Origin of the sequence: Corynebacterium sp. HMSC06D04 (genome assembly GCF_001807315.1) — a bacterium.
GTDB lineage: Bacteria > Actinomycetota > Actinomycetes > Mycobacteriales > Mycobacteriaceae > Corynebacterium > Corynebacterium simulans.
This window is the reverse complement of the sequence record NZ_KV788534.1, coordinates 89,597-90,003: the sequence shown is the minus strand read 5'-3', so window position 1 is coordinate 90,003 and position 407 is coordinate 89,597. Positions and strand designations below refer to the sequence as shown.

Below are 407 nucleotides of genomic sequence, written 5' to 3'. Positions count from 1 at the left end.
AGCTAGCACCATCAAGGCACATCGCGATGATCTGTTTGAAGTTAGCCACAAGGACCGGCTCCTTCCAAGTAGAAGTTGACGCAACACCAACGGATTGTGGTGTCGCCAACATCAACTATGAAAGAAAACCCCCTGGCAGTACCGGGTACGCGGAACACCGGTACCAACTACGCAGACTCGCGGTACCAACTACCCCAAATCGACATCGCTTAAGGCTCTTGCGCTGGGAACACGTGTAGGTGCTTTGCGGTAGCCGCGTGAAGTGATGAATCCACGATCTGCTTGTTTTAGGACTCGGCAGATGGGCCCGGGCCCCAATCTGATCTTTGTACGCGTCGATGTAGGAGATCATTTGGTCGTGGGGCGGTCGAGCTCCGCTGCGAAAAAAGCCGAAGCAGTCTTAAGAA

Annotated in this window: 1 pseudogene; it reads right to left on the bottom strand. The window is 53.8% G+C overall.

Going from position 1 to position 407, the window contains the following annotated elements:
* Positions 1–204: 204 nt before the first annotated feature.
* Positions 205–407, bottom strand: a pseudogene (locus tag HMPREF3155_RS13275) (IS3 family transposase); the annotation flags it as partial.